We start from the raw sequence: 20058 nt of genomic DNA on the forward strand, positions 1-20058 counted from the left end.
TCCTACTTCGCCAGAAAGCCGGCGTCGACGGGCAAGGTGACGCCGGTGACGTACCTGGCATCGTCGGACACGAGCCATGCGATCGCGTTGCTGATATCGATCGCTTCGATCATCGGTACCGGAAGCAAATTGCCGAGCATGGCTGCGGCATCGGGGTTTTCGGTGAGGAACTTCTGCATGACATCGTTGACGACCATCGGCGTGTTCACTCCGGTCGGGTGCACGGTGTTGACGCGTATGGAGTACTGGGCAAGCCAATTCGTGAACGTGCGCATCAGACCCACGACCGCGTGCTTACTGGCCGCGTAGCCGTCACCGGCACCGGACCCGTTGCCGCCCGCACCGGAAAGGCCCTGCGTCGAACTGGTCAACACGACCGACCCGCCCTGACCCTTGTCGATCATGCTCGGAACCCCGATCTGAACGGTGTTCCACACACCGAACAGATTGACCTCCACAACATCGCGAAAAGTCTTCACTTGGTCCGGGTTCTCGGCACCCTGCGGTGCTATCCCGGCGTTCGCCAGAATGATGTCGATCGGACCGAGTTCGGCCACCGCGGAGTCCACCGCCGTTTTCAGCGCGTCGTAATCGCGGACGTCGGCTTCCTTGGCGACGATTCGCCGATCGAGAGCCTCGATTTCCTTCACTGTCTGCGCGAGGTCCTCCGAGGTGGCCATCGGATACGCGACCGTATCGATCTGTGCGCATATGTCGACTGCGATGATGTCGGCACCTTCTTGCGCGAGACGAAGCGCGTGACTACGCCCCTGTCCACGTGCGGCACCGGTGATGAAGGCTACTTTCCCGTCGAGCTTTCCCATGATCGAACTTCCTTGATCGTCGGATGAAAACGGCACGAGCGCAGAACGATTCGACGAATGGCCGAGCACGTTCGCGGCGGTATGTCCGATTTGCGGGACATGAATCGACGTTATATGACACCCAGTGCAGATGTGGCCGAATTACTTGAATCGTTGTCGATTTACGTTCGGCGGACAGGAGAACAGAACGACCGATTCAGACGTGCACGCGAAGTGAAGGATCGAAGTGAATTGCGCGCCGAGCCCTCACGTACTCTGTCGCCGCTGCAGGTCGTCGCCGCGTTCGAGCGCCGCGCGGATTCGGCCGAGCAGCGCAGTGGCGTCACGGAGGGTGCGTTGCTCGGCCGGCGTCAGGTCGGCGAGTATCTGCACAAGAAGCCCCTCCGCCGCGACGTCGTAGATGCGAAGTTGTTCGCGAGCAAGATCTGTGAGGCCGACGCGCATGCTTCGCGCATCCGAGTCGTCGGGGCGGCGAGCGACGAGACCGTCCGATTCCATGGTTCGGACGAGGTTGCTGATCGTGGGTCGAGCCAACCCCAGCTGACGCCCCAGCACTGTGGGCCCCTCCCACTTGTCCGGGAAGAGCCGTCTCAGAATCTCGATCTGCGCGTCGGGTAGAGCCGCGAGCCCAGCGCGCGAGCGGGAGGTGTTGAGCAGCACGCGCCGGAACGGACCTATCTCCGCACTCAGGCGACGTGCGATATCGGCGAGACCGGGTGCGCTGTCGGAATCGTCCATCGAGCCAGACTACTCAGCCAATTTTAGGTTTGCAACAAACGTACTTCCGGGTGAAGATATTGCCATGGACATTCACACCAGCATCACCGAGCCCGCCCCCGAACAGGCCCTGAATTCGATAGTCGGCCATCGGTTCATCTACACCTACGCAAACGGGTGGCAATACGAGATGTACGTCAAGAACGCCACCACCATCGACTACCGCATCCACTCGGGAATGGTCGGAGGCCGGTGGGTCAAGGGACAAGAAGTCGACCTCGTCGGACTGGGCCGCGGGGTCTACAAGATCTCGTGGAACGAACCCACCGGCACGAGCGTCGTCGTCAACGTCGTACCCGAGGACCGCGTTCTGCACGGCACCATCTTCTTCCCCCATTGGGTCGAACTGGACGGGTCGAAAACCGTCCTGTTTCAAAACGACCACCTCGACGAGATGCGCCGACTCCGTGATGAAGGCCCCACATATCCGACATACGTCGTGCCCGAGTTCGCGCACATCACCTTGTTCGAGTTCGTCGGCATCGACGACGAGACCGTGATCGACACCGCGCCCGCCGATCTACCGGCAGGCTTCGCCGACAGGAGCAATTGAGATGAGCCTCCAGAACCCTGAGATGGCCCCGATTACGCTCTCTCATCATGGCCAGGTGATTCGTGGCAGCGAGTATCGACCCATGAACGCCGACGAAACAGCGCCGTCCATTCTGATCGTGCACGGCTTCAGCGACTCCAGCGTCGGACCACAGCGCCTGTTCGTGCAGACCTCTCGGCAGCTGGCGAAAGCGGGAGCGTTCGTACGCGCGTACGACCGACTCGGCCACGGCGTCAGCGACGGCGAGTTCGAGGACATCACCCTGCGCGACGAGGTCGAACAGGTGTCGAGCATGATCGAAGCCCTCGGCACCGATCGATCTGCGCCGGTCCACATCGTGGCTCACAGCCTCGGCGCAGTGGAGTCGGCCATAGCAGCCGCACGCCACCCCGACCTGGTGGCCACCCTCACACTATGGTCGCCTGCCGGCGTCGTCGTCGACGACATCACCGTCGAACACGAGATCCAGGGCCAACCGCTGGATACTGTCGCACAGAACGGCGGCCTCGACTTCGGCGGCATGTGGCTCGGGCAAGCCTTCATCGACGATGTCCGTGACGGTCTCGACGTGTACGACGCAGCGGCCGGATACAGCGGTCCCGTCGACATCATCCATGGCACCGATGACCAGATCGTGCCACTCGAGTACGGACGCCGCTACGCAGAATTTCTGCCTCACGCGACCTTCACAGCGATCTCCGGTGCCGACCACGCCTGGTCATCGCGTGCGTGGCGGGATGAACTCCTCACGCGTCTGCTGACGTTGACGGGGCTACCGAAATCCGATCGAACACGGGGGTCATCTGCTCCCGTTGCGTGAGACGGTGACTTCTATCGGAACCCTCTGCACTGCTGCACAATCCGTCGATATCGACGGTCGATTCGACTGCACGGGATCGGCGACCTTCCGCGTACCGGTCGGATCCAGGAGCACCAGGGACACTGTCCACACAAGTCGCGAACACGAGTCCCAATCGGAACCCGTCGGCCGGTAGCAGTCCGTTGCCGCTACTGCGGTCGACCCCATCAGATGCGAAGACGGCGTGCCGAATCCGGCGCGGTATCGGGGCAAAGACAGTCCCGAATACGTTGGGTACGAACCGAACTCATGCAGTGCCTGAGTACCACGAGGGTTGTGCGGACGTGGCCGGGAAATTGGAACTGATTGTTCCACGCCAGGGACGTAGCCGTGACATTCGACAGGCAGGGTCGTTGGTGTCGCGCAGAGAGCGCGACCGAAAAGCCGAAGGAGAACAGTAATGGCGCTGTCGCACATTTCACGACGAAATCGAATCATGACCGGGATTGCGGGAGGGGTGTTGTCCGCCGGTGCCGTGCTGGGAGGCTTTGCCGCCCCTGCGGCCGCATCACCCGCGTCCTTCGATCCCGGCTCTTTGCCGAGCTGCGCTGACTTCGTCAATCCGGATGGCAGTCCGAAGTCCGAGTCGGCCGATTGCATGCCAGTGGACCCGTTCACCGACCCGGGGTTGACGCTGGCGCAGCGGATCGCGTTCATCAATGACGAATCACCGATTCACGACCAGCTGGTACAGAGCTGGAGGACCAGTTCGCTGAATAGAAAAGCCGTGCACCGGCAATGATTCCGCCGGTGGCCGACGGGGCGTCAGAGGTGAAGATGCTCGCCTCTGACGCCCTCCGCGCGGTGCGACCGTCGCTCATCGAAGTATCCCGGTCATGTAGGACAGTGGCATCACCACTTACCCTCGTCGGCCTATCGAGGTGTTCAGTGCTCCGAGGCCGAAGGCCAGCAGCAGCACCGGAGTAAGACGAAGCGGCCGTTCAGGATTGGAGCCGTCGGACCAGATATGGTCCCGTGATGCTGTCCGGGGACGCCGCCACTTCGGCGGGCGTCCCGGTGGCCACCACGGTGCCCCCGTTGTCGCCGCCGCCGGGACCGAGATCGATGACCCAGTCTGCGGAAGCTACGGCATCCAAGTCGTGTTCCACCATCACCACGGTGTTGCCCGCGTCGACAAGCAGGTGCAGTTGACGCATGAGCAGTGCGACGTCGGAGGGATGAAGCCCTGCGGTCGGTTCGTCCAGTAAGTAGAGGGCAGTGCCACGGCGGGTGCGCTGCAGTTCGGTGGCGATCTTGATGCGCTGCGCTTCTCCGCCACTCAGCTCGGTGGCGGGTTGACCGAGCCGAAGGTAGCCGAGCCCGATATCGCGCAAGGTCTCCAGACTGCGCGATGCGCCCGTGATATCGGCGAAGAACACCGCTGCCTCGTCCACCGACATGTGCAGTACCTGAGCAATTGTCTTGTCGCGCCAGGTGACTTCGAGAGTCTCCGAGGTGTATCGCGCACCGTGACAGGTGGGGCAAGGGCCATAGGTGCCGGGAAGGAACAGCAGCTCCACCTCGACGAAACCGTCGCCCTGGCACGTGGGGCATCGTCCGTCGGCGACGTTGAAGGAGAACCGTCCTGGTGACCATCCGCGGGCCTTGGCCTCGTCGGTGGCGGCGAACAATTTGCGGACGATGTCGAACATTCCGACGTAGGTGGCCAGTGTCGAACGCGGGGTTCGGCCGATGGGGCGTTGATCCACCCGGACCAGGCGGGTGAACGTCTCCATTCCGGAGACCTCGGCCACGTCGACCTCGATCTGCGCGTCCTCGTCCTCGTCGGCCGCGGTCTCGAGCCGGTGACGCGCCACTTCGAACAGGACCTGACTGACGAGTGTCGACTTACCCGAGCCCGACACACCTGTCACCGCCGTCAGCACCCCGTGTGGGAACTCGGCCGTCAGCTCCCGCAGATTGTGCCGGGTGACCCCGGTCAGCGTGAGCCAGTCCTGGGTGGGACGCGCCTCCCGCTGCTCGGATTCCGCTCGACCGAAGAGGTGCCTGCCGGTGACCGATTCCTCGATCTCCTCCAACCCAGGGACAGGACCGCTGTACAGAACCCGTCCGCCGCCCTCGCCGGCCGCGGGACCGATATCGACCACCCAGTCGGCGCGGCGGACCACATCCATGTCGTGTTCGACGACGAAAAGAGAGTTGCCCGACGCCTTCAGCTGGTCCAGGACGTCGAGCAGTGGCTCGGCATCCGCGGGATGCAGTCCCGCGGAGGGTTCGTCCAGCACGTACACCACCCCGAAAAGACCGGAACGGAGCTGAGTGGCGATCCGCAACCGCTGCGTCTCGCCAGGCGAGAGCGTCGTCGAGCTACGCCCGAGCGCCAAATACCCCAAGCCCAACTCGAGCAACACGTCGATTCTGGCCAGCAGGTCGGCGGTGATACGTACTGCCACCTCCGCGGCCTCCCCCGACTGTTCGGCGATGGGGCGCAGTACAGAGGCAAGTTCCGTCAGCGAGAGCGCATTGATCTCGGCGATCGAGTGGCCGGCAATGGTGACGTCCAGCGCGTCGGCGCGCAGTCCACTGCCGGAGCACATCGGGCAGCGGACGGTCTCGGTGAACTGCAGCGCGCGGTCCCGCATCCGCTCGCTGTTCGAGTCCGACAGAACATGCATGACATGGCTGCGGGCGCTCCAGAACTTGCCCTCGTAACTGTGGTCGACGCGGCCCTCTTCGGGTTCGATCCATACCTTGGGGTTTTCCTCGGTGAAGAGAAGCCAGTCTCGGTCCTTCTTCTTCAGCGTGCGCCACGGCGCGTCGATGTCGATACCCATGCCGCTGACGATGCTGCGCAGGTTTGCGCCCTGCCAGGCACCCGGCCACGCCGCGATCGCCCCCTCACGAATGCTCAGCGACGGGTCGGGAACGAGCAGTTCCGTTGTCACGTCATGGAACTCACCCAACCCGCCGCATCGCGGACAGGCCCCGGCGACGGTGTTGGGTGAAAACGCCTCCGCCGACAGCAGCGGCGCACCGTCGGGATAGGTACCGGCCCGGGAGTAGAGCATGCGCAGGAGGTTGGACATCGTGGTGATGGTGCCGACGCTCGAGCGTGAGCTGGGCGAACCTCGACGTTGCTGCAGCGCAACGGCCGGCGGAAGGCCGGTGATGGAGGCGACATGGGGAGCGCCCACTTGCTGAAGCAGTCGACGCGCGTAGGGGGCAACCGACTCGAAGTAGCGTCGCTGCGCTTCGGCGTACAACGTGCTGAAAGCCAGTGACGACTTCCCGGACCCCGACACACCGGTGAACGCGACGAACGCGTTGCGGGGTATGTCGACATCGACAGCGGCCAGGTTGTGCTCGGTAGCGCCGCGCACACGGACATACCCGTCCCACGTTGAGTCCGTCACCGAACGAGCCTAGCTGGCGTCCTCGACCCGAGGGCACAGAAGTGGCGAGGTGCGGTGCATCGGTCCCATCACGCCTCTGAGCATATCGAGGGTATCTTTTTGGTGGGTCTGGTCGTCGTGTCACGTGCGACGGACCCGTGCATCGAGCCATTGCATCAGGACCAGGAAGAGGGAGGCGGCATGGCCGAGGAACACACCACCCGGCCGCTGTTTCGCAACGGTGCCGGCAGTGCCGCGCTGACCCTGGGCATCATCGCCCTGGTCTGCGCGTTCGTACCCTTCATCGGGGATTTTGTCGCGGTCCCAACAGGTGTCGCCGCGGTGGTGTGCGGGTGGGTCGGCGTGGGCCGGGACGAGAAGGGCCTGGCGACCAATGGCCGCGAGGCCATGATCGGCGCAGCTCTCGGCGGCGCGGCCATGTTCGTGGTGTTCGTGGCATACGCGGCCACCGTCGTGTGAACGGTGACAGAGCGAGCAGCGCTACGACCACCTTTGTTATCTGTTGCTAGGCAGCATCTCTCGCACTTCCCACTCGACCAAAGCGACACGAAGCCGTAGGGCGTATTCAGATGCCTCAGCCGAACTCGAAGTTATGGATGGATCGAGGCAGGATTCCGTCCACAACGTCGAGCTCGGCGATTATGCGCAATGGTTCTCGCACATTGCGCGGTCTACTACATGCCCGAACGTTGCGACATGTGGCACCGAACTTCCCTCGCGTCGGCAGAATCGGACCGCGCTGGGCGACCCTCCCGGTCGAAAATCGCCGCTACCCTAGTGTCACCACTCGGGCATCGAAGGTCTCTCCACCTTGCCGTCACCTGCGGCAGCCGGCTCAATCGAACAGTACGACTCCACGAATGATGGAGCCCGCATGCATATCCTCGAATCCTTGGGCGATTTGGTCCAATGTATATGTCTGCGTGATCATTTCGTCCAGCTTCAGATGCCCCGTCGAGTAAAGGTCTGCAAGACGGGGAATCATTGCCATCGGACTCGATTGACCGTAAAGTGCACCGACGAGTTTCTTCTCGGACATCGTGAACTCGAGGAGATTGATCGGGACATCCGATACCGTCGCAGGACCAGCTCCAGTAGCCACGACAATCCCTGCCTTACGAATTGCACCGATGGCCTGTCCGATGTGCTGTCCGGTCGTGACACCTACTGTCACAATGGCGACGTCGGCCCCGGCACCATTGGTCAAAGTCCGCGCGAGTTCGTTGGCCTCGTCGATCGACGCGACTGCATGCGTGGCACCCAACTTCAACGCGGTCTCCCGCTTGAAAGCAACGGGATCGACGGCGATCACATCGCGGGCACCTGCGTGCGCTGCGCCCTGAACTGCGCTTGTGCCGATACCACCGACACCCATGACGATCACCGTGTCACTCGGCCCGACCTGTCCTGCGTTCACGGCCGAACCCCACCCGGTGCCCACACCACAGCCGAGCAACGAGAGCTTGTCGAGTGGCAGGCTTTTGTCGACTCGAACCGCGGAATTGACGCTGACGGTTGTGTATTCACTGAATGTGGACAGTCCGCACATCTGACCGACCGGCTCGTCACCGATGCTCATTCGGTAGCTCGTGGTGTCTTCGAATCGGGTTCCGGCGAGCATGTTTGCGCCGAGGTCGCACAAGTTCTGCTTGCCGATGGCGCACCAGTGACAGTGTCCACATGCAGGCACGAAACTGAATACGACGTGATCGCCGACTTCCCAACCCAGCGTCGACGGCCCGATCTCTTCGACGATCCCGGCACCTTCGTGGCCACCGCACAGAGGATACGAACCTGCCGGGATGTCGCCCGTAGCCATGTGATCGTCGGAATGGCAGAGTCCCGCTGCGGCCATCCGAATCAAGAGCTCGCCAGTTCGTGGCTTCTCGAGTTCTATCTCCGCAGTCTCGAATTTGCCCGGGGCACCCCGAAGAATTGCGCCTTTTGTTTTCATTGTGTGCGACCCTTTCGTCGATGTCTTGTTCATGCCCCGGCCCTGGAGATCAGTTTGGTTTCGAGAAAAGCGCCGATGCCCTCGGCACCACCTTCACGGCCGAGGCCCGACTGCTTGAAGCCTCCGAATGGCTCGGCGGTGCAGATCCCTGCGCTGTTCACATAGATCTGGCCGGTTCGAATCCTGCGTGCGATCTGCTCGCCGTACTCGGGATCGGCTGTGAACACGGCACCTGACAGCCCGTACTCCGAGTCATTCGCAATTGCCACGGCCTCGTCGATCCCTTCGTATGGAAGAACGACGAGTACCGGACCGAAGATTTCCTCCCGCGCGATCTGCATGCTGTTATCGACGTCTGCAAAAAGAGTCGGCTCGACGTACCAGCCGCGGTCGAGGTGGGCCGGACGTCCGCCGCCAACCACGACACGTGCACCGGCTTCGCGCCCGAGCCTGATGTAGTCCTCCACACGGGTGCGCTGACGCTCCGCCACCAAGGGGCCGATGGCGGTATCTGGATCGAAGGGATCTCCTACCCGAAGAGCGCCCAGCGCCGCGCCGAGCGCGTCCACGATCTCGTCGTACCGACTGTGCGGCGCGAGAACCCTAGTGAGAGCAGCGCATACCTGTCCACTGTGTCCTACGCTGGCACCGACAAGGAATGGAAGCGCACCGTCGAGATCAGCGTCTTCGGCGATGATCGCAGCGGATTTTCCGCCGAGTTCCAGCGTGACGCGGGCGATTCGTTGTGCACACACCTCCATGACCCGTCGACCCGCCGCGGTGCTCCCGGTGAACGAGATCTTGTCGACACCTCGGTGCCCGACCAAATATTCCCCGACCTCGCGGCCGCCTGGAACAATGCTGACGAGCCCATCGGGCAGTCCGGCAGCCTCGAGGGCTTCGGCGAGGAGGAATGTGCTGGCCGGCCCTTCCCATGCCGGTTTGACCACGACGGAGCAACCCGCAGCTAGGGCTGGCGCCATCTTGAGGCTCACGTTCGCTACCGGTCCGTTCCAGGGCACGATCGCACCTACAACCCCCACCGGTTCACGTACGACGACGCCGCCGCCACCGTCCCAGGAGCGCGCGTCCTCGGACGGAATGGTCTTGATCAGCTCGGCGTTTCGGCGCCACAATGCCGGTGCCATCTCATGAAAGCTTTGACTCACGGCCAGCGGTGCACCGACCTCGGCCGTGAACGATTTCACCATTTCAGGAATTCTTTTTTCGATCTCATCGGCCACCCGGTTCATGAGTGAGGCACGCTCGACTGCGCTGAGCGACGGCCACACGCCATCGTCGAAGGCAGTCCGCGCCGCGGCGACTGCGGTATCGATATCCGCATTGCCCGCCGCGGGGACGCTGGCAATGATCTCCTGCGTGATCGGCGACACAATTTCGATCCGGTTGGCGGTGCTGGGGTCGATCCAGTGCCCGCCGATAAACAGCTTGTCGAACGATCTGATGCTCGTACCTACGGAAACAGTCATACTATTACCCTCCAAGAGGTGAGACGACGGCCGTTCGGACGTGGCCATGGCGGTTTGATGTGCCGAATTAACCTTTGACTGAACGCGTTTCGGGGCACATATCGCTGGACTCGACGGGCGCAACCACAGAGTTCTCCCACTTGCGCACGAATGTTGCGACGACAAGCGCACTGACGGCCGTAATCGCGGCAAGCACCAGGAAGGGCACCGTGAAACCACCAGCGGAGTCACGCAAAGCCCCGATCAAGTAGGGACCGCCGAAACCGCCGATATTACTTATCGAACTGATCAAGCCAACGCCTGCGGCGGCGCTGGCCGCACCGAAAAGCTTGCCCGGTAGCGCGAATATCGATGATTGACCGCCCCAGGTGCCAATCGCCACGAGCGAAAGTCCGATCAAGGCCCAGACCGTTGTTCCTGCGATCACGGCAAGCAACAGGCCGACTGCCATCAACGCGTACGCGAAAGCCACGTGGGCTGCGCGATCCTGCGTGCGATCGGATCGTCGACCGATCAGGATCATGCCCGGGATCGCGACAGCGTACGGCACGGCGGACAACCAACCGATAGCTGTTACGGACGAAGTAATCTCTCTCAACAGCTGGGGTAGCCACAGCGACACGCCGTAGAAGGCCATCACGGACGCTGTTTGTGCGACTGCGATGACGACGAGTCTGCTATTCGTCAGAAGCTTCCAGGCACTGACCTTGGTCAAGGCCCCTGGCGCCTTGTTGTCTTCTGCCAGCGCATCGACCAGCCACGCCCGTTCCTCACCGGTGAGCCAACGCGCGTCTTTCGGGGTCGAAGCGATGTAGCGAAAACCGACGAGTCCGATCAGAATTGCCGGTATTCCTTCGACGGCGAACAACCATCGCCAACCCTCGAAACCCAGGGTTCCGTTCAGATTCAGAATTGCACTGGCGAGAGGGCCGCCGATCATCGCCGATACCGGGACAGCGACGATGAAAGCGGTGAGCATCCGTCCGCGATACTGCGCAGGGAACCACGATGCCAAGTACACGATAATTCCGGGGAATACGCCGGCCTCGGCAGCGCCGAGAAGGAAGCGCAGCAGTGCCAGGTGCCATACCGATGTCGAGAATGCCGTCGCGACCGATATGACGCCGAACGTGACGATCAACGAACTCAACCAGAACCGGGCCCCGAACCGGCCCAGCGCCAAGGTGCTCGGCGTACCGAGCAAGATGTAGCCCACGAAGAAGATGCCGGCCACCCAACCGTAGGTGTACGAAGACATTCCCAAGTCCTCGTTCATGGTCAGGGCGGCGAAGCTGATGTTGCTGCGATCGAAGAACGAGAACATGTACCCGATGAACACCAGCGGTACTACCCGCCAAGCGATCTTGCGCATCAGTTGATTTGCTCGTTCGGGCGAGAACTCGCTTGGAGCGTTCGTCGCTGGGGCGTCTGACATCTTGGAGCTCTCCTGGGTTCGCTGACGAGTTGACGTTCATCGCAGGCGTCCGGCGGTGGAAATACGCTCGAGCCGAAACGAATGTCGTGACCGAGCAGGGTTGCGCCGAGGCCGAGGCGGAAGCGCCGATAGCTCGTATGAACTAACCACCAAACGATGGTTTGGTAAACCATAGCAGTGCTCCAGGTCACACACAAGAGCAAATTCGAAGCGAGGTCGAGCCAGCTCAGAGAGCTCGCGACCAACCACCGTCCACAACGGCTGACGTCCCGGTGACATAGCCAGAATCATCGCCGGCAAGGAACGCAACGGCTTTCGCTACATCGTCGGGGGTTCCGGTACGCCGCAAAGGCACCCGTACGCTGAGTGTCTCCCCCACGGTGCCCGCCGCGAGCTGTTGATCCTGGGTGGTCATGGCGGTCTGGATCATTCCTGGGTGCACGGCATTGACACGGATACCGCGGGGACCGAGTTCCGCGGAGAGTGCGTACGACGCCGCCGCCACGGCACCCTTGGACGCGGCATACACGCTCGTTCGGCTCGATCCACCCAACGCGACCACACTCGAGACGTTCACGATGCTCCCGCTGCCACGAGGGGTCATGACCCGCGCGGCAGCGCGGCAGCCGTAGAGCGTTCCGCAAATGTTGACCCGCAACACCGCATCGATCGCGTCATCGTCGATCTCGGTCAGCCGAGAACCTGGACCGACTATTCCTGCGTTGTTCACCAGGACGTCGAGACCACCCAAGGACTCAGCAGCCCCGACGGCCGCCGTCACCTGAGCAGAGTCCGAGACATCGCAGTGAACGAAAAGCGCTTCGGCGTCACTGGATTCGGCGATCAATGCAGTAGTACTTCGGCCACCTTCACGCGGCCCGTCGGATAGGTCGGCGACGACGACTGCGGCAGCACCCGACCGCGCGAGCTCGAGGGCGATCGCTCGGCCGATTCCACTCGATGCACCAGTTACCAGCGCTATCTTGCCCTCTAGTCGGCTCATGCGTTGAAACCTTTCGATGTCGTAATGCGATTGGCCGAAGAGGATCGGCTATTGCCCGTCGAAGACCAGCAGTTGATTCTCGATTCGAGCGCCCTTCATGAGCTTGGCAAAGGAGGGGTGCCGCCCGAAGAGACCAAGGTGGGCCGACTGATAGTCCGAGACTGCCTGCCAGTTCAGCGGGAAGAACTCGGTGTAATTCCAGCTCTTCACGATCTTCTTCTCGCGGTTGATCGAGCTCACCGTGCCGCACGTGTGCAGGGGCCAGTCGGTCGAACCGACCTGCGCGAGAGTCACATTCGTGTCCGGACCCAACCCGAGGTCGACCGAGGTGACGGTTCCGCGTTCGGTGAAGTGGGTGTCGATGGATGCGTCGCTTCGTGCGGTACTGACTCCGTCCGCGACGTGGTGAGCAGCTGCGAAGCCCGTTCCCGGACGTCCTCGCCACGCGTATCCACCTTCGTAGGTTCCGTCCTCGTACTCGACGAGCCAATTGAGCCATACGTTGTGCAGCTTGGTCAGCATTCCCATCTCGGTCCACATGGCGTCTGGTCGGCTGTAGATGTAATCGAGCATGAAGAGACCCTCGACGGGCTCACCGTCCAGTGTTCCGCTGACCTTGCCCAGGTGCGATCGCAACATTTGCGGGTACTCGTAACCGTCCTGCTCGGGCACCCAGAAAGTGCACACCTGGCCCAGTCGTTCCGCCGTCAAGTCCAGCCGGCCGCCGCCGTCCGTCCACCGATAGGTGTCCACCCCGAAGTCGAATCGCCACGTCTCGCCCACATAGCTGACCGCGTCGGCCGTTTCGGTGATTCGGTAGTTCTCCGTGATCGGATTCTCCGAATACGGGAACAGCACTGGGCACTGCTCGTCGAGAACGTTGTTGAGCTGGTAGGTGCCCATGTTCATCGTCGTGTTCTTGTTCTGGCCCTGTATGCCACGCATGGCGTTGTAGGTGTTGCCCGCAGCGTCGGTGAGTACGACGAAGGGACAGATGAAGACCGGCGCGTACCCCGGTCGTGGTTGATGACTCAGTCGGTAGGACTCGAGTGTCGGCTCGTCTTCGAGATACACGTGGTAGCGCATGGTGTTGCCATCCTTCGACTGTCGATTCGTCCGATTTGCGCACATGAGGTCATCAGTGGTGCAAGGCTTGACCGACCTTGACACGGGCAGCGAAGTCTTGTCAAACTTCCGTTTGTTAGTTGCCGTAGTTCGACAACCAGGTAGGTGTTCGAGTGAAAAGTTCCACCGTTTCGTCCCGACATGAGGTGGGCGACGTATCTCAGACGCTGTCCAGGGTCCTACGGTCCCGTGTCGCGGTCCATCCTGAGCGCACGTTCGTGTCGTTTCCGAACACCGACACGACCTACGGGCAGCTATTCGAACGGGCTGCTGCTTTCGCCAAGGGACTGGTCGCGGTGGGGCTCAAACCCGGCCAGCACGTAGCCATTCTCATGCCCAACTCCCCTTCGTACGTCGAGTTGATGTTCGCCACCTACCTCGCCGGTGGCGTCCTGGTACCGATCAACGCGCGGTTCCGTCGCCGAGAACTCGGCTTCGTCCTGGCTGACTGCGATGCCGAAATTCTGATCACTACCGACGCCGTCGACGAGTACACGGACTTCACCTCGCTGCTCGCGGACTCGCTTCCAGGTCTGCGTGAGTCCAGTTACGGCTCGAGAGGATCCGCGGCCGGCGCACCGCGGTTACGACATATCTTTCTCGAAGGAGTCAAGCGGGTTCCGTTTGCCGACCCGCTCCAAGACCTCGTCGAGGCAGGAATTGGGATCGACGACGAAACGCTCGCCGCGGCAACGTCATACGAGGGCATCGACAGTCTGGCGATGCTGCTCTACACCTCTGGCACGACCTCGAATCCCAAAGGCTGCGAGCTCACTCACGGTGCCCTACTGCGGAGCTGGTCGGCCTATGCGGACCTGGTCGGATTCGAAGCGAACGAATCGATGTGGACACCGTGCCCGTTCTTTCACGTCGCCGGAATCGGTGTGACAGTCGCTGCGCTGGTACGCGGAGCTGCCATGATGTCGATGACCCACTTCGAGCCGTCGTCGGCGCTCGAACACATCCGACGAAATCATGCTGAACATCTGTTCCCGGCCTTTCCGGCGCTGACGCTCGCTATCGTGCGATCACCGGACTACGACGCCGCGAAGATGGCGTTCGTACGTACCGTTCTCAACGTATCCCCGCCGGAAATGCAGACGATGATCCGCGACCTCCTGCCTCCCGAAACTGTGCTACTTACCGACTACGGGATGACCGAGGGCGCGGGGATGATCACTGCCACACCGCTCGCAGCCGGCGATGACGAGCGTCTGTTGCGGAATGGACGACCGTTGCCCGGTATCGAAGTTCGCATCACGGAGCCCGGATTCGAGGACGAGATCGTTGCGCCCGATGTTTCCGGCGAAATACAGTTTCGCGGGGTGAACGCGCTTCGCGGATACTACAACGATCCACGGTCCACAGCGGAAACCATCCTTCGCGGCGGCTGGGTCCGCACCGGTGACCTGGGTGTCGTCGACGCCAACGGATCGCTGCTGTATCTCGGCAGGATCAAGGACATCCTCAAGGTGGGCGGCGAGAACGTGACACCTCTCGAGGTGGAAGCGCACCTGGGTACCCATCCGGCAGTGCAAATGGCCCAGGTTGTCGGACGGTCGTCCGAGAGATACGGGGAGGAGCCGGTGGCTTTCGTCGAACTGCTGCCGCACGGGCATGCCGATGCCGAAGAACTCATCGAATATTGCCGGGGCCATCTCGCGTCGTACAAGATCCCACGAGAGGTTCGATTTGTCACCAGTTGGCCGATGTCTGCCACCAAGATCCAGAAATTCCGCCTCAAGGAGCTCTTGGCGGCAGAGCAGAAAGCGGCCGCGGATTGACCACGTGCGTCGGGCCGTCTACCAAACGGTAAGCTGTCTACTTCATCCACTTCGGGACGGGGAGAGATGCCGAAACCTGCAGGTAGAGGACCACGTAATCCCACAGCCGAGCGCACCGAGCGCAAACCGCGGGAAGAACGGTGGGCAGAGCTCCTGCAGGTCGCTACGGACCTGTTCTACGAAAAGGGCTACGACGGCACATCGCTGCAAGACATCGCCACCCGCCTCGGCATGCTCAAGGGCAGCATCTACTACTACATCGAATCCAAAGAGGACCTGCTCTTCGAGGTAGTGAAAACCGTGTACGAGGACGGCATGGCCGTGATCCGGGCACGGTCGGCGGAAGCAGGTGACCCGCTGACACGTCTGCGAAACGTCATCGCCGGCCACGTCGAACACACTTGCAGAAATCTGGTTGCGACGGCGGTATTCCTACACGAACTGGACACGCTGCCCCCGCAACGGCGACGGGAAGCATTGGGCACCGACCACGCATATCAGGGTGTGTTCCGCGGCCTCATCGAGCAAGCACAGGCGGAAGGCCTCGTGCGTAGCGACGTCGACCCACGCCTGGCGGCTCTGTCGATCCTCGGTTCGACCAACTGGGTCTACCGGTGGTATCAACCGGGAGGACAGATGACCCCTACGGAAATCGGTGCGGGACTGGCAGACATCGCAATCGGCGGAATCACGGCACACGCTGCGTCCGGTCGACCCGCGCCGCAGACCTGATCCGAGACATCGAGCAAAAGACGGGCTGCATTTGATAACGCCGATCGCGCTTGGACCGCACATCGACTACCAGTACGGAGAATCGGGCCGCAACTACCCGTATGGTGCCTCCATATCGGTCCACGACGGGTCCGATATAGTCTTGCTCGACGCCAGCCTCGGTGCGACCCGCCCAACAGCAGATCTGCTCCTGCTCAGTCATTACCACGAAGATCACGTGGTGTCGGCCAGCACAGCTGCAGCAGACATCGCTGTTCACGAACTCGATCTACCCGCAGTGCAATCCTGGGCCGGCTACATGAAACACGTGGGCCTCGATCCAGGCGAGTGGGAGAGCGCGCTGCAATCGGACTTTCACTGGAGCCCGCTTCCGCACGCCACAGCATTCGGCAGCGACGCCGTGTTCGATGTCGGAGCGCGCACACGGATCCGGGTGATTCCACTTCCAGGGCACACGCCGGGACACTGCGGATTCCTGGTCGAGCCGGACGACGTCTTATACCTCGCCGATGTCGACCTGTCGTCGTTCGGGCCGTTCTACGGCGACCGTTCCTCCAGCCTGAAGGACACCCGAGCGTCGTTGGCCAGGTGCGCTGCCATCGAGGCGCGGGTTTACCTGACGTTCCACCACAAGGGGCCCTACACCGTGCGCTCGGAATTCCTTGCTGCGCTGGCCGACTACATCGCGGTACTCGATCAACGAGCGGACCGAGTGATCGATCTCCTCGGCAAAGGCCCTCGGAGCGCAGCAAACCTCGTGGGTCATGGCGTGATCTACCGCCCTGGCAGACGACCCGGTTTCGCCGACGAAATGGAGGCTCGGATGTGCCAACTGCATCTCGACGATCTGGTCGATCGAGGTCAAGCTCTAAAGGCCGACGGTGATCTCTACGAACTGGCATGACCGCCACCGCTGCAGGCATTCAACGTTTCTGCAGAATTACAGCGCAGCCGGCTGCCGGCCTGCGGCAACGGCCAAGCTCTTCGAGAGCCCGAGCCGGTCTCTGACCACGTGTCCGGCGATCACTGTGCCATCTTGCACGTGGACGAGACCGACTACGTGCATCTCGGCCGTGCATCCCTCGGTTCCGCGGACAGCGAGTGGTGTGTCGACGGGCCGTCCACGCTGAACGCCGTGGAATCCAACGGCTCGCCCGGCCGAAAAAATGTCATCGATCTCGGTCGAGATCACATCGAGCGGTGTCGAGATCCGTTCTGTCACAGCCGAATCATCGACTGTGACCCCAGCGGTTGTGGTGATCCCGCCTGAGTCGACCCACCGCCGGACGCATGAAACAGCATCGGCATCGGACGGGGTCGCGAGCACGTCCCAGGGCGCTACCGCAGGCGCGGCTACCGGATCCGGCGAGCTCTCTCCGGCGAGCTGACGCCTACGCGCGAGGTAGTCCTGCTCCACGAAATTGGCAACCAACCGCGCGCCGTCCCATTTGTACAGCCCGATCCCGCCCCACGATGCAACTGCTCCGCAATGGCGCAGGGATGCACCATGTTCGGTGAATCGCATGGCCACCCGGTCACCCGAGCAGATCAGCTCGTTGACGGTCAGCCCCAAGCCAGGAAATTGCTCGAACTGCTTCCTGGCCGCCGGTATGTACGCAGAATCTCGACCGACGAGATGATGACCGCCCATGTGCAAGGTGTACTCGGGGTCCATTATCTCAGCACACACAGTCGTGTCCTGCCTGTTGGTGTAATCGATGCAGTACCTGCGCATGAGAGCAACGAACGGCTCCATGGCCTACCTTCCTTCGAATCGAGGCGCTCTGCGTTCGGCAAACGCAGTGACACCCTCGACCAGATCGTGCGTCGAGAACAACACGGTCAACGCATCGACTGCATGGCTGAATTCGCCACTGTCGACGCCTCGCCCGATCACCTCCTTGCCCACGGACAAAGCCAGAGGTGCCTGCTCGGTGACTCTGGCTGCAATGTCGAGTGCCGAAGTCAGCAATTCCTCCTGCGGCACGACCTTCTGGACCATACCGAGAGTGAACGCCTGACCCGCATCGATACGCACGTTGGCGAACACCATGTACTTGGTCCATTGCCGACCGATGATCGACGGGGCCCGCAGGATGCCGAAACCTGGCACCAATCCCACGCCCGCTTCGGGCATGCCGAACTGGGCGGTCTCGGATGCAATGACGAAATCACATGCCATCGTCAGTTCGCAACCGCCACCGAGAGCCCACCCGTTCACCGCGGCGATGATCGGTAGCGACGCATTCTCAACTGCTGCAAACCCTTTCATTGCGTCGATCATGTAGTCGCGGCGTTCACGAATTCCAGCGTCCTCACCGAATGCGGCCAGGTCGCCACCCGCGGAGAACGCTACGTCGCCAGCGCCGGTGATAACGACTGCCCGTACTTCTTCGTCCTGCTCGAATTCTCCGATCAATCCGCGCAACTGACTCCAGAAGACGGGTGCTATGGCATTGAGCTTGTCCGGCCGATCGATGCGCAGCACGGCAACGCGTTCGACGAACTCGACCGAAAAGTGATCGAACTTCGTCGTCAGTGCACGTGCTACCTCGTGGCGGTCCGTCATCGATCCCACTTACCCACCACGCGCACAGCTCTGCTACCCCATGCGAGATCGAGTGCACGCGCAATGACCTCGCGCGTGCGCGACGGGTCGATCACGTCGTCCAACGAAAGGTGGGCTGCCGCTTCCCAAGGTTCGGACTCGGCACGCCATTCCTCGGTCAGTTCCGCCACCAGCGCATCGCGCGCCGCTGGGCCCTCCTCTGCCAGCACTTTTTCCATCCTGCGTCTGTGCACCGTGCGAATACCGGCCTCCGGTGCCATGAATCCCATCTCGGCCGTCGGCCACGCGAACAGGAAATCCGGATGGGTCGGCCGGCCCCCCATGGCAAAGTGGCCACCACCGTACGCTTTTCGCAGAACCACCCCTATTTTGGGTACGCGCGCGGATGCGATGCGCGAAACAGTCTTCTCGTAGGCATGGAGGATTCCGCCCTTCTCGGCCTGAGTTCCGATCATCAAACCGGGCACATCATGCAAGAAGACGAGCGGAACGTTGAACGTGTCGCACAGATCTATGAACTGTTCTTCCTTGGACAACGACGCTGGATCGAGTGCGCCGGCTCGAATGAGCGGCTGGTTGGCGATAACGCCGACGGGTTGGCCTTCGATGCGCGCCAGAAAGGTGAGGAGACTTCCACCGAAACCGCTGCCCCAGGGAAACTTCGAGCCGTCGTCGACAATGGCATCGACCACATCGTTCATGTCGTATGCAGATCGACTGCTGGCCGGAACGATATCGAGCAGTTCCGACGGATCGACCGCCGGTTCGACGGCCGGAGCGACCGGAGCCGGCGAAGCCGCGCTCGACGGAAGGTACGACAGAAACGCAGCGATGGCGTCCATCGCGTCGGACTCCGTCGATACGACCATGTGTACGTTGCGTGCTTCCTGTGCGGCGTCAGGGCCACCGAGCTCCTCGTCGGTGACGAACTCGCCGATAGCCGCATCGACGACCGACGGACCGGAGAGCGCAATGGAACCGGATTGCATCATGACGACGAAATGTGCAGTGGCAGCGTGCAGGGCGGAGTCGCCGTACGAGGGACCCAGTACCGCGGCAGCGCGCGGCACCGGCGGTTCCTCCGGCCGCGGGCCGAGGAAAGTCTTGAAGTCCAAGGGCAACCCACTGAAGCGCCAGCCCATCACGTCTGGCATACGTCCACCGTCCGCGTCGCAGAGCAACACCAACGGGTACCCCAGACGCTGCGCCTGCTCGATGACATGGCCCTGCTTGCGCATACTGGTCGGTGCAGTAGTTCCCGCGAGCAGACTGGCGTCGATTCCGATGACCCCGACCGTGCGACCGTCGAGCTTGCCGAATCCGGTCACGACACTGTCACCGGGGACGGGCTTGTGTATGCGTCGCTCCGGCAAGCCGAGTCCACCGGTTTCGAGGAACGAGCCGGCGTCGAGGATGAGGTCGATACGCTCACGTACGGGTAGACGACCCGAGTCGGTGTGCTTTTTTAGCGATTCCGGCCCACCCATCTGAAGTGACTCGTGTCTGCGCCGTGTCAGCTCGTCGACACGGTCCTTCATGGTCGGCTCGGTCGTTCCCATGCCACTCCCCTTCGCGAACA

18 protein-coding genes are annotated in these 20058 nt (G+C 62.1%); 7 read left to right on the forward strand and 11 right to left on the reverse strand.

Features of this window, described 5'->3' with window-relative positions; genetic code table 11:
* Positions 1-2: 2 nt before the first annotated feature.
* On the reverse strand, positions 3-824 hold the full coding sequence (locus tag CH295_RS02270) for a mycofactocin-coupled SDR family oxidoreductase (protein WP_094739710.1): 822 nt from the start codon (positions 822-824) through the stop codon (positions 3-5).
* 246 nt (positions 825-1070) lie between these two features.
* Entirely contained in the window at positions 1071-1562 is a 492-nt protein-coding gene (locus tag CH295_RS02275) for a MarR family winged helix-turn-helix transcriptional regulator (protein ID WP_094739659.1), read from the reverse strand.
* Positions 1563-1626: 64 nt separating this feature from the next.
* Here CH295_RS02275 and CH295_RS02280 point away from each other — a divergent pair, with 64 nt between their 5' ends.
* The 3 genes from CH295_RS02280 (at position 1627) to CH295_RS02290 (ending at position 3755) form a co-directional block, all read left to right on the forward strand.
* Complete coding sequence (locus CH295_RS02280) at positions 1627-2154, forward strand: phenolic acid decarboxylase (RefSeq protein WP_094739660.1); 528 nt, start codon at positions 1627-1629, stop codon at positions 2152-2154.
* Between the two features lie 82 nt (positions 2155-2236).
* The gene (locus CH295_RS02285; RefSeq protein WP_252341873.1) at positions 2237-2974 is read left to right on the forward strand and encodes an alpha/beta fold hydrolase; all 738 of its coding nucleotides are present in this window, start codon (positions 2237-2239) and stop codon (positions 2972-2974) included.
* Positions 2975-3413: 439 nt separating this feature from the next.
* Positions 3414-3755, forward strand: coding sequence for a hypothetical protein (locus tag CH295_RS02290; protein ID WP_094739662.1), 342 nt, complete (start codon positions 3414-3416; stop codon positions 3753-3755).
* Between the two features lie 199 nt (positions 3756-3954).
* Here CH295_RS02290 and uvrA read toward each other — a convergent pair whose 3' ends face one another.
* Positions 3955-6387 carry an excinuclease ABC subunit UvrA gene (uvrA, locus tag CH295_RS02295; RefSeq protein WP_094739663.1) on the reverse strand — a complete coding sequence of 811 codons (2433 nt, stop codon included), beginning with the start codon at positions 6385-6387 and terminating at the stop codon, positions 3955-3957.
* 180 nt (positions 6388-6567) lie between these two features.
* Between uvrA and CH295_RS02300 the strand changes: the two genes are divergently transcribed.
* Positions 6568-6846 (forward strand): hypothetical protein, encoded by a 279-nt coding sequence (locus CH295_RS02300; RefSeq protein ID WP_037192427.1) that lies wholly within the window; start codon positions 6568-6570, stop codon positions 6844-6846.
* 376 nt (positions 6847-7222) lie between these two features.
* On the opposite strand, the gene CH295_RS02305 is transcribed toward CH295_RS02300, so the two are convergent.
* The 5 genes from CH295_RS02305 to CH295_RS02325 all read right to left on the reverse strand — a co-directional run bounded on the left by CH295_RS02305 (position 7223) and on the right by CH295_RS02325 (position 13355).
* Entirely contained in the window at positions 7223-8341 is a 1119-nt protein-coding gene (locus tag CH295_RS02305; RefSeq protein WP_094739664.1) for an NDMA-dependent alcohol dehydrogenase, read from the reverse strand.
* Between the two features lie 29 nt (positions 8342-8370).
* A complete protein-coding gene (locus tag CH295_RS02310; protein ID WP_094739665.1) occupies positions 8371-9831 on the reverse strand; it encodes an aldehyde dehydrogenase in 1461 nt (486 codons plus the stop codon).
* Between the two features lie 67 nt (positions 9832-9898).
* Positions 9899-11203: an MFS transporter gene (locus tag CH295_RS02315; protein WP_170945713.1), complete on the reverse strand. Its 1305-nt coding sequence runs from the start codon at positions 11201-11203 to the stop codon at positions 9899-9901.
* A gap of 289 nt (positions 11204-11492) precedes the next feature.
* Complete coding sequence (locus CH295_RS02320) at positions 11493-12269, reverse strand: SDR family NAD(P)-dependent oxidoreductase (protein WP_094739667.1); 777 nt, start codon at positions 12267-12269, stop codon at positions 11493-11495.
* A 48-nt stretch (positions 12270-12317) separates the two neighbouring features.
* Positions 12318-13355: a hypothetical protein gene (locus CH295_RS02325; RefSeq protein ID WP_094739668.1), complete on the reverse strand. Its 1038-nt coding sequence runs from the start codon at positions 13353-13355 to the stop codon at positions 12318-12320.
* Between the two features lie 185 nt (positions 13356-13540).
* Between CH295_RS02325 and CH295_RS02330 the strand changes: the two genes are divergently transcribed.
* The 3 genes from CH295_RS02330 (at position 13541) to CH295_RS02340 (ending at position 16814) form a co-directional block, all read left to right on the forward strand.
* Positions 13541-15178, forward strand: coding sequence for a class I adenylate-forming enzyme family protein (locus CH295_RS02330; protein ID WP_288143170.1), 1638 nt, complete (start codon positions 13541-13543; stop codon positions 15176-15178).
* 66 nt (positions 15179-15244) lie between these two features.
* Entirely contained in the window at positions 15245-15910 is a 666-nt protein-coding gene (locus tag CH295_RS02335; RefSeq protein ID WP_094739670.1) for a TetR/AcrR family transcriptional regulator, read from the forward strand.
* Positions 15911-16052: 142 nt separating this feature from the next.
* A complete protein-coding gene (locus CH295_RS02340) occupies positions 16053-16814 on the forward strand; it encodes an MBL fold metallo-hydrolase (protein WP_141216930.1) in 762 nt (253 codons plus the stop codon).
* Between the two features lie 36 nt (positions 16815-16850).
* Here the strand turns inward: CH295_RS02340 and CH295_RS02345 are convergent, their stop codons facing one another.
* The 3 genes from CH295_RS02345 to CH295_RS02355 are packed head-to-tail and all read right to left on the reverse strand — an operon-like array spanning position 16851 to position 20038.
* Positions 16851-17666 (reverse strand): ester cyclase, encoded by an 816-nt coding sequence (locus tag CH295_RS02345; RefSeq protein WP_094739672.1) that lies wholly within the window; start codon positions 17664-17666, stop codon positions 16851-16853.
* A 3-nt stretch (positions 17667-17669) separates the two neighbouring features.
* Positions 17670-18479 (reverse strand): enoyl-CoA hydratase/isomerase family protein, encoded by an 810-nt coding sequence (locus CH295_RS02350; RefSeq protein WP_141216931.1) that lies wholly within the window; start codon positions 18477-18479, stop codon positions 17670-17672.
* Complete coding sequence (locus tag CH295_RS02355; RefSeq protein ID WP_170945715.1) at positions 18476-20038, reverse strand: acyl-CoA carboxylase subunit beta; 1563 nt, start codon at positions 20036-20038, stop codon at positions 18476-18478. The genes CH295_RS02350 and CH295_RS02355 overlap by 4 nt, the downstream gene beginning before the upstream one ends.
* Positions 20039-20058 lie beyond the last annotated feature (20 nt).

It is taken from the genome of Rhodococcus sp. 14-2483-1-2, from assembly GCF_002259405.1.
Taxonomy (GTDB): domain Bacteria; phylum Actinomycetota; class Actinomycetes; order Mycobacteriales; family Mycobacteriaceae; genus Rhodococcoides.

Excerpts from the sequence above, each read along its gene's own strand:
- CH295_RS02270 (WP_094739710.1), bottom strand. The coding sequence starts at position 824 with ATGGGAAAGCTCGACGGGAAAGTAGCCTTCATCACCGGTGCCGCACGT.
- CH295_RS02275 (WP_094739659.1), bottom strand. The coding sequence starts at position 1,562 with ATGGACGATTCCGACAGCGCACCCGGTCTCGCCGATATCGCACGTCGC.
- CH295_RS02280 (WP_094739660.1), top strand. The coding sequence starts at position 1,627 with ATGGACATTCACACCAGCATCACCGAGCCCGCCCCCGAACAGGCCCTG.
- CH295_RS02285 (WP_252341873.1), top strand. The coding sequence starts at position 2,237 with ATGAACGCCGACGAAACAGCGCCGTCCATTCTGATCGTGCACGGCTTC.
- CH295_RS02290 (WP_094739662.1), top strand. The coding sequence starts at position 3,414 with ATGGCGCTGTCGCACATTTCACGACGAAATCGAATCATGACCGGGATT.
- CH295_RS02300 (WP_037192427.1), top strand. The coding sequence starts at position 6,568 with ATGGCCGAGGAACACACCACCCGGCCGCTGTTTCGCAACGGTGCCGGC.
- CH295_RS02305 (WP_094739664.1), bottom strand. The coding sequence starts at position 8,341 with ATGAAAACAAAAGGCGCAATTCTTCGGGGTGCCCCGGGCAAATTCGAG.
- CH295_RS02310 (WP_094739665.1), bottom strand. The coding sequence starts at position 9,831 with ATGACTGTTTCCGTAGGTACGAGCATCAGATCGTTCGACAAGCTGTTT.
- CH295_RS02315 (WP_170945713.1), bottom strand. The coding sequence starts at position 11,203 with ATGCGCAAGATCGCTTGGCGGGTAGTACCGCTGGTGTTCATCGGGTAC.
- CH295_RS02320 (WP_094739667.1), bottom strand. The coding sequence starts at position 12,269 with ATGAGCCGACTAGAGGGCAAGATAGCGCTGGTAACTGGTGCATCGAGT.
- CH295_RS02325 (WP_094739668.1), bottom strand. The coding sequence starts at position 13,355 with ATGCGCTACCACGTGTATCTCGAAGACGAGCCGACACTCGAGTCCTAC.
- CH295_RS02335 (WP_094739670.1), top strand. The coding sequence starts at position 15,245 with ATGCCGAAACCTGCAGGTAGAGGACCACGTAATCCCACAGCCGAGCGC.
- CH295_RS02345 (WP_094739672.1), bottom strand. The coding sequence starts at position 17,666 with ATGGAGCCGTTCGTTGCTCTCATGCGCAGGTACTGCATCGATTACACC.
- CH295_RS02350 (WP_141216931.1), bottom strand. The coding sequence starts at position 18,479 with ATGACGGACCGCCACGAGGTAGCACGTGCACTGACGACGAAGTTCGAT.
- CH295_RS02355 (WP_170945715.1), bottom strand. The coding sequence starts at position 20,038 with ATGGGAACGACCGAGCCGACCATGAAGGACCGTGTCGACGAGCTGACA.